Raw genomic sequence first — 8,444 nt, 5'->3', positions numbered from 1 at the left:
GAACCATCATAAGAATCGTAAATTTGTCCATTGCAAGAATCTGCCCGGTTATCCTAACCCCACTCTTTAAAACTACAGTGATTGGCTTTTTTTTCTCTTTTAATAATTCAGATGTTTTTTCTTGTAGACCGTTCATATAGCTTCCCCCCTTACTATAATCGTATCATACTTAACTTTAAATACTGTCTTATACACGTATTTCTCAATATAGCCATTGAAAAGGAATCTCCTAGTATTACTGATTTGTTTTTTATTACAAGAAAGCTCATTCTTTCCTTTTGGGGTATTTGCCTTTCTTAGCTTGATGGTGATGTATGGTGACCCCTAATATATGTTTTAATCTCCTCGCATTAGTGTTTAATACTTCACTTATTAGAAATTAAAACTAATGAAAGACTTTTGTAATATTTACGAAAGACATTTGAAAGGTATTTAAATTAAGATGGACTTCCAAATACAAATTTCAAAGTGAAAAGTTTTACAAAGAGGAGAACAAAATGAAAAAGAAATTTAAAACAAATGGAATTGGAAAGAGGATAATTCCTGCTACAGCGGCATTAGGAATTCTTTTTTCTATGGCACCGATTGCAGAAAATAAGGCTAGCGCAGGGATAGGTGCAGTAGTAGATATAGGTATTACTGTATTAGGTGCTATAGCAAACACTTATGAAACACTTGGAATAAGCCCAGGGGATCGAGACCCAGGCACTCACATTGATGTATATGCAGAAAACGAAACTTACCAGGCCCCTAGTTTTACATCTGGGGAATTTAATATTTCCATGTATCATACAAAAGGTGATTTGAATTTTATTAAACAAGTTAAAGTACGCTATCCAAATGGAAGAATTGAAACTCATCAACTAAAATCTGGGCAGCAGCTTAAAATTACTGACGCAGGGGCAATTATAGATTTAAACCCTAATGCAGCAAATGTCTCAGAACACGATCTTCTTTACATTACACAAGCACAATTAGACGAAGGAAAGACCGGAGTTGTGATAAATCAAGGCCAACATGCATTTGTAGAAAAAGCATCTGGTAAAAACCCAAGATTTCTTGGTCCACTTTACAAAAAATATTCCGGCGACTCCTTTGGCGATTGGACGGTGATTGCTAGAAATTCAGATTACCTATTTGATCAGATAGCAAATAAATTATCAGATAAGCAAAAACAATTGATAACATTGACTTCAAAGCCAGTATCTAAAGATGTCCTTGACAACTATGTTAATAATGATCCTAAAGCTCGTGCAGATTTTTATGATCGATTATCTGATGTATTGGCGGAGCGTACTAACGTCATAGAGACAGGTCTGCTACTGCCATTCATTAGACTAAATGATGGTAAACCTTATCAAATTATCCCTTATAAAAAAGGAACGAATAAAGTAATCGTAAAAACAGGTTCAAAATACCTTTCAGGAAAAGAAGGAAACGAACTTCAATATTCCGATTCGCTTGGCGATGATGAAGTGTTTGAACTTGTTCAGATAGAAAATTCTGATGCTGGTACAGTTCAGTTCCGTTTAAATAACAAGAATGGAGTAAGTTTAGCTGGTGATAGGGATACCTCAAAGTTCGGTACTGGTGAGCGTTTCTACTCTGAAATTCGTTTCGATGATAAAAGCAACAATGAAATTCACAATTGGTTAATAGAGTGGTATCCGGGTAAAGAAAATGAGAGACAGAAGTATGACGAAGTACAGTTTGTAGCTGATGAAAAAGATTCTACTAAATTGATTGCAAAAGATTCTTCTGGAAATGTAATAAAGAACAGTTGGGTAAACCAAGGTTCTGCTTATCATTTTGCAGATGCTGATGGAGTTCTCATGACAGGTTGGCAAGACATTAAGGGGAAGACTTATTATTTTGATCCGTCTAATGGCGAATTGGCTACGGAGAGAAATAAAAATGGTGTACGGATTGAGGGTAAGTTTTATACTTTCAATGATTCTGGCGCTTTGCAACGATCAGCATGGAGCAAGAGTGGCTATGATGGTCGTTCCTATTCCGATGCTTCTGGAGCACTTATTGAAAATGGTTTGCGGGAAATCGATGGTGAAATTTATTATTTCGGAGGTTGTGTGGTCCTTAAAGATGAAATACGTCTAGAAGATCGAGGTGTCATCCTTCACTTTTCCGATAAAGGTGTGCTTGAGAGAGTTTCTAATCTAAATGGAGAAGTTATAGACAGCGTTGTTAATGTTAAGTTTGACAACAAAATATTAACATTTAATCATGACGGTTCGATTTTTAAAACAGGGATCAACAAAAGAGAGAAAATAGTGGAATATTATAGTTTAGAAGATGGACCTCTCTATACCGGTTGGAAAATAATAGACGGTAAGAACTACTATTTCACAAATGGTCGCAATTATACGTTCAATGATTATGACAACATTGACGGAAAAAAATATTATTTCCATGAAGACGGCTCAGTTAACAAAGCAGGGTTCGAAAAAATAGATGGTAAGCTATACCACTTTGACAATAACGGCGTAGCACAAAAGGGCTGGCAAACTATCGAGAATAAATATTATTACTTCGATGAAAATGGAGCAGCTAAAACAGGATGGTTCAACGTTGGTGGTGGATATAGACCTTTTCCTCTTGCATACGGATACCTTTGGTATTGTGCTAGAGAAGATGGTTCACTTTATTCAGACGGTTGGTTTAAAATCGACGGTAAAGATTATCACTTTGACTACTGGGGACATAAAATGTAAAGTAATAACATAAAAATAACAAGGGAATGCTTGTATGCTGATGTGTACTGCATTCCCTTATTCTATGTATGCTATATTTAGCTCGACACGACAAAAAAACATTGTACTAGAAAAGTAGCACCTCTAATTGTTGGACATAACTAATAATTAGAGGTGCAGTTTTTTATGGCCAAATATTCTTTGAAAACGAAATTAGATGGGTTCTGGTGCAAAAATAAAATGAAAGAGCATATAGTTCATATATTTCTAGCGGAATTCTATTTTAGGTTCTGGTGCAAATACTTACGAAAGATATGAAGAGGCGAAAAGTTTCCTAGTGGAATCTAGTCTTAAGCAGCAATTCCAAATAGTTGATGGATGAACTTCACTTGATTTTGAACAGACTTGTCCAGTAAAACAAGTTGCCCTTTTTTTACCATATGCATAGCTTCTATTCCAGAAATAATGGATGTAGCTGTGCGAAAGGATTTCAATCCTAACATCGAACGAACTCGCTTTTTAATAAACCGATGATCTTGTTCCACTATGTTATTGAGATATTTCACTTGCCTTAGTTGGATGCCTAATGGCATCTTTTTTTCTTTTCTCAATTCTTCAACTGCTATAGGATAAGTTGGATTCTTGTCGACTGTCACGACACGAGGCTCAGAAATATGAAAAGACTGCAAAGCTTTCTTGAAGAATCGCTTTGCAGCCTTGTGGTTTCTTGCTTTGCTTAGGTAAAAATCGATGGTATTTCCTTTCGAATCGACAGCACGATACAGGTACATCCATTGACTTTTTACTTTGATATATGTTTCATCGACTCTCCAAGAGTCGTTGGTTTGCTTGAGATGACGACGGATTCTTTTGTCTAATTCAGGACCATACTGATGAACCCAACGCATAATCGTTGTATGAGCAACGGATAAGCCCCGTTCCTCCATCATTTCCACCAAATCACGAAAGCTCAAGTTATACCGTAGGTACCATCTTACTGTTTGCAAAATAATATCAGGCTGATAGTGCTTCCACTTGAATAAATTTCGCTTTTCCATACTGATCACGCACCTTTTTTAAAGTAATAGTATCAGTATGTCCAAGATTTAGAGATTACTTGCAATTATCTTGAAGTTTTCGCACCAGAACCCAACAAAGTATCTTTTAATGATTTTAAGTTTGCAATCTTTGAGTGAGAAATCGGGTTCTGGTGCAAATATATGAAGAAGAATAATACGGAGAATAGTAGAATCCTAACGGAATCGTATTTTATGCTATAAGTCCAAACATTTGGTGAATGAACTCTTTTTGATTTTGGGCAGACTTTACCTCTTGATGAAGTTGATTCTTTTTCATCATATGCATCGCTTCTATGCCACTCAGTATGTAAGTGGCTGTACGAAATGATTTGAATCCTAACATCGAACGAACTCGCTTTTTAATAAACCGATGATCTTGTTCCACGATGTTATTGAGATATTTCACTTCCCTTATTTGGATGCCTACAGGCATCTTTTTTTCATTCTTCAACTCTTCAATTGCTACAGGATAGGCGGGATTCTTATCGATGGTTATCACACGAGGCTGTGAAACATGAAAAGACCGCAAAGCTTTCTTGAAGAATCGCTTTGCAGCCTTATGATTTCTAGATTTACTCAAATAAAAGTCAATCGTGTTTCCTTCAGAATCAACGGCACGATATAAATACATCCATTGTCCTTTTACTTTTATATATGTCTCGTCTACTCTCCATGAGCTATTCGTTTGTTTGAGATGACGCCGAATTCGTTTATCAAACTCTGGCCCATATTGATGTACCCATCGCATAATCGTTGTATGAGCAACGGATAAGCTCCGTTCCTCCATCATTTCCACCAAATCGCGAAAGCTTAAGTTGTACCGTAGGTACCAACGTACAGTTAACAAGATGATGTCTGGTTGATAATGTTTCCACTTAAATATATTCTCCTTTTCCATACTGATCACACACCTTTTATAGAGTAGTACTATAAGTATGTCCAAGTTTGATAGACCATTTTCATATACTTCAAAGTTTTTGCACCAGAACTCTATTTTTTATAATTTATTTTTGCACCAGAACATTTGAAAGAGTTTTGTTACATTTCTGAAAGAAATATGAAAGATATTTAAACTAAGATAAACTTACGAATATAAATTTTATATGAATCGTTAGTAACATAAAAATACTAGCAATTAGAAAAAAACATTTCACAATATTATAAGTAAATCAAAAAAGATTTCTTTTATTTTTGATAAAAGAACAGAGGAGATTTTATGTATGACAACAAGAATTGCAATTATAGAAGATGAAGATAATATCCGTGAAATATGCAAACGGTACTTAGAAAGTGAAGGATATGAAGTATACACAGCTGAAAACGGAGAAGAAGGTTGGAATTTATTTCAGCAATATCAACCAGATCTCATTGTTTTAGATTTGATGATGCCGAAAAAAGATGGATGGGAACTATGTGAGGAAATTCGCCAACACTCTAATGTTCCTATTATTATTTTGACTGCTAGGGCAGAAGAAAGAGATCGAATTTTGGGATTAACAATAGGCGCGGATGATTATGTAACAAAACCGTTTTCGCCTCGTGAATTAGTATTAAGGGTACAAATTTTATTACGAAGAGGCAATCAAGCAACAATACAAATGCAAGAACCAGTATCAGAAATAATTAGATTCCAAGATTTGGATATTCACCCGGCAAAAAGACGTGTATTTGTTTGTGGGCATGAAATTGAGTTAACAGTGAAAGAGTTTGAGGTACTTCATATAATGGCAAAACATCCAAGACAAGTATTTTCAAGATCCCAACTTCTTGAACAAATTTGGGATTTTGAGTATGAAGGGTGCACAAATACAGTAACAGTTTTAGTAAGTCGCCTACGTGAGAAATTAGAGAAACATACAACAAAGAATCGTTGGATTCATACAGTTTGGGGCATAGGTTATCGCTTTGATCCAGATGGAGGAAATGAGCTATGAAGTTACGTTATCAATTGTTATTGATGAATTTATTAAGTACGGGTATCATGTTAATCTCTATCTGGTATAGCGAAAGACAAATGTTACTTAGACCAGAACAGACACGGTTATTTACAGTAATCGTGATTGTAGCACTCATTATTTCAACGATTATTTACTGGTTAATGACACGTCCTATTATGAGATCGATCCAAAATTTAATTGCATTAACCAAACAATTTAGTGATAGACATTTTGGAACGATGTACATAATAGGGAAAGAACCGGAAGAGTTTAAAGAATTAGCCACAGCTTTTCAAGAAATGGCAAAAAAATTAGAAGAAAGCTTTACTAAGTTAGAAAAAGGAGAAAAAGAACGTACTGAGCTGATTGCGAATATTTCACATGACTTACGAACTCCTCTTGCTAGCATACAATTGATGATAGAAGCGTTACAGGATGGCTTAATTGCAGATGCTGATATGAAAAAGCAGTACCTAACGACAATTCTAAACGAAATACAACGATTAAATGGATTAATTAATGATTTATTTGAACTGTCTAAGTTAGAACTTGGACAAGAAGCATTTCATCCAAGTTTAATACATTTAGATAGTATTCTATTAAAAGTAATAGATTCACACGCTATCCTATTGAAAGATAAAGAGATTGATCTGCAATTACGTGTTTCGGATACATTGCCAAAACTTTGGATTATGCCATGTAAAATAGCCCGAGTAATCAATAATTTGTTACATAATGCGATCCGTCATTCTCCTACATGTGGCACAATTGAGTTAATTGTAGAGGAAAATAAACAGAAACAGCAAATTATATTCACTTTACGTGATGAGGGGAATGGGATTTCCTACGATGAACAAATACGTATATTTGAACGCTTTTTCAGAACAGATCCATCAAGAAGTTCACAATCTGGAGGATCTGGACTTGGACTCGCCATTGCAAAATCACTAGTGGAAATGCATAAAGGAGAAATTGGTGTTCGGGACCGTCCTGATGGAAAACAAGGATGTGAATTTTGGTTTACTCTTCCCGTCATATCAGAAAAGAAATAGATAGAGAAAAAGAATCCCTTATTTTTAGGGATTCTTTTTTGTTAAAGCTTGCTCACACAAATGATCTGCACATCAATTCATCTTTGAGATACAGATCATTTGTATGATAATTTTTATAAATAATTGCTGAATAATGAACTTACATAAATGCTTTTAAAAGTTCTTGAACGAATGGAAGTAATCCACCTACAAATTTTAAAACTGCCATTGCAATTTCTATAATATTTCCTCCTCTTTCTTGGTGTTTAGATGTGGTACATCTTTATGTTTTTATTACAGTAAGCGATTACAAAAATATCAATAAATTTCAATATGCAAAATTACATATTTGTATCTAAATTATTGAATGAACGATCTATGAAGCTAATGAACATCTAGGTTTTCCTTTTTGTTTATTCGTTTCATCAGAGAAGAAGTCAGACCTTTGAAAGACTTTTGTAACATTTATGAAAGAAAAATGAAAGATTTGCTAGATAGGATGTAGTTGGTCTACTAGTAGATGATGCGCGCAGATGATAAAACCAATAGTAAAAATAAGAAGGGATGCAGATATGTTTATGAAAAGAAAACTACCTATACTTACATTCTTAGCATTCATATTTAGTTTGATCGTTACTGTTTTTCCTACAAATTCTGCTTATGCAGCTGAGGACGATCGTATACTTGATATTTATGGGGATCCAATTACCACAAATAAAGATTACATACTAGTAGACAAATATTTGTGGGTGACAGGTATTCCTTTTGAAAAACGAGTAGCACCTGTAGGTCAGAATAGACTTGGAATAACTTATGAGAAGTTTGCGGGTTGGCATTATGTAATTCAATATAAAAACTCGTCTTATTATGGTGCTGCTGAAAAGCATAAGGATACAAAAGGTAATGAGTATTATGGTACACCTATCAATTTTGAAGTGCCGGCTGAAGTAGAGAGTGATGGATATATAAGAAATAATACTCCAATTACAATGTCAATGTGGATTGGAGGACCAAATGCTGATGCAGGAGGAACAAAAAAATACGTAAATGCAGGCAATCGAAGCTGGATCTATTTTAGTGACCAATCAAGAAGTACTTTAACAGTTAAGAAAAAAAACTCGAAGGAAATAGATTTAGTTACAGGTAAAACGGATTATCTTAGAGATAAACTTGGTAGACCTACTGACTGGTATAATGCAGATCCACAGCAATCTAGTTATGGAGTTATAACAACCTTCCAGCTAGAGACTTCAGAGCAACCATTTGCAAATCAAGATAAATTGTGGGGAAGATCTGCGCCTGAAGACTACGCTGGCTATGAATTAGTACCTTTACCATAAAGCATCTATTAAATCTATCTAACTATACATCAAATGGAGGAATATTTATGAAAAGAAAAATTTTAGCTATAGCTTCTGTAATTGCTTTAACAGCTCCTATCCAAAGTGTGGCATTTGCACATGAAAATTGCCACCAAGATCCACCAATTGCTCTAAAGTGGTCAGCAGAATCTATACATAATGAAGGCGTAAGTTCTCATTTATGGATTGTAAACAGAGCCATTGATATTATGTCCCAAAATACGACTGTGGTGAAGCAAAATGAGACAGCTCTATTAAATGAATGGCGTACTAATTTGGAGGAAGGCATTTATTCTGCAGATTATAAAAACCCATACTATGATAATTC

At 34.8% G+C, this 8,444-nt stretch carries 7 protein-coding genes and 1 pseudogene; 5 read left to right on the top strand and 3 right to left on the bottom strand.

Annotated elements, in window-relative coordinates; translation table 11 throughout:
• The coding region (locus C564_RS0130500) for an RNA chaperone Hfq (protein WP_018768087.1) at positions 1–136 on the bottom strand (136 nt) is incomplete at its 3' end.
• 361 nt (positions 137–497) lie between these two features.
• Between C564_RS0130500 and C564_RS0130495 the strand changes: the two genes are divergently transcribed.
• Positions 498–2,729: an N-acetylmuramoyl-L-alanine amidase family protein gene (locus tag C564_RS0130495; RefSeq protein ID WP_018768086.1), complete on the top strand. Its 2,232-nt coding sequence runs from the start codon at positions 498–500 to the stop codon at positions 2,727–2,729.
• Positions 2,730–3,058: 329 nt separating this feature from the next.
• Here the strand turns inward: C564_RS0130495 and C564_RS0130490 are convergent, their stop codons facing one another.
• Both C564_RS0130490 and C564_RS0130485 read right to left on the bottom strand, forming a co-directional pair.
• Entirely contained in the window at positions 3,059–3,766 is a 708-nt protein-coding gene (locus tag C564_RS0130490; protein ID WP_018768085.1) for an IS6 family transposase, read from the bottom strand.
• A gap of 211 nt (positions 3,767–3,977) precedes the next feature.
• Positions 3,978–4,685: an IS6 family transposase gene (locus tag C564_RS0130485; RefSeq protein WP_018768084.1), complete on the bottom strand. Its 708-nt coding sequence runs from the start codon at positions 4,683–4,685 to the stop codon at positions 3,978–3,980.
• Between the two features lie 322 nt (positions 4,686–5,007).
• Between C564_RS0130485 and C564_RS0130480 the strand changes: the two genes are divergently transcribed.
• The 4 genes and pseudogenes from C564_RS0130480 to C564_RS0130465 all read left to right on the top strand — a co-directional run.
• Positions 5,008–5,721 (top strand): response regulator transcription factor, encoded by a 714-nt coding sequence (locus C564_RS0130480; protein WP_018768083.1) that lies wholly within the window; start codon positions 5,008–5,010, stop codon positions 5,719–5,721.
• Positions 5,718–6,776 carry a sensor histidine kinase gene (locus tag C564_RS0130475; protein WP_018768082.1) on the top strand — a complete coding sequence of 353 codons (1,059 nt, stop codon included), beginning with the start codon at positions 5,718–5,720 and terminating at the stop codon, positions 6,774–6,776. The genes C564_RS0130480 and C564_RS0130475 overlap by 4 nt, the downstream gene beginning before the upstream one ends.
• A 551-nt stretch (positions 6,777–7,327) precedes the next feature.
• Entirely contained in the window at positions 7,328–8,095 is a 768-nt protein-coding gene (locus C564_RS0130470) for a hypothetical protein (protein WP_018768081.1), read from the top strand.
• A gap of 47 nt (positions 8,096–8,142) precedes the next feature.
• Positions 8,143–8,444 (top strand): annotated as a pseudogene (locus C564_RS0130465) (phospholipase); the annotation flags it as partial.

This window comes from Bacillus sp. 105MF (assembly GCF_000374885.1).
Taxonomy (GTDB): Bacteria; Bacillota; Bacilli; order Bacillales; family Bacillaceae_G; genus Bacillus_A; species Bacillus_A pseudomycoides.
The sequence above is the reverse complement of the archived record's forward strand: the minus strand, read 5'-3'. Positions and strand labels throughout refer to the sequence as shown.

Bases quoted from the DNA above. Each gene is read 5' to 3' on its own strand.
- C564_RS0130480 (WP_018768083.1), top strand. From the start codon at position 5,008: ATGACAACAAGAATTGCAATTATAGAAGATGAAGATAATATCCGTGAA.
- C564_RS0130495 (WP_018768086.1), top strand. From the start codon at position 498: ATGAAAAAGAAATTTAAAACAAATGGAATTGGAAAGAGGATAATTCCT.
- C564_RS0130485 (WP_018768084.1), bottom strand. From the start codon at position 4,685: ATGGAAAAGGAGAATATATTTAAGTGGAAACATTATCAACCAGACATC.
- C564_RS0130475 (WP_018768082.1), top strand. From the start codon at position 5,718: ATGAAGTTACGTTATCAATTGTTATTGATGAATTTATTAAGTACGGGT.
- C564_RS0130490 (WP_018768085.1), bottom strand. From the start codon at position 3,766: ATGGAAAAGCGAAATTTATTCAAGTGGAAGCACTATCAGCCTGATATT.
- C564_RS0130470 (WP_018768081.1), top strand. From the start codon at position 7,328: ATGTTTATGAAAAGAAAACTACCTATACTTACATTCTTAGCATTCATA.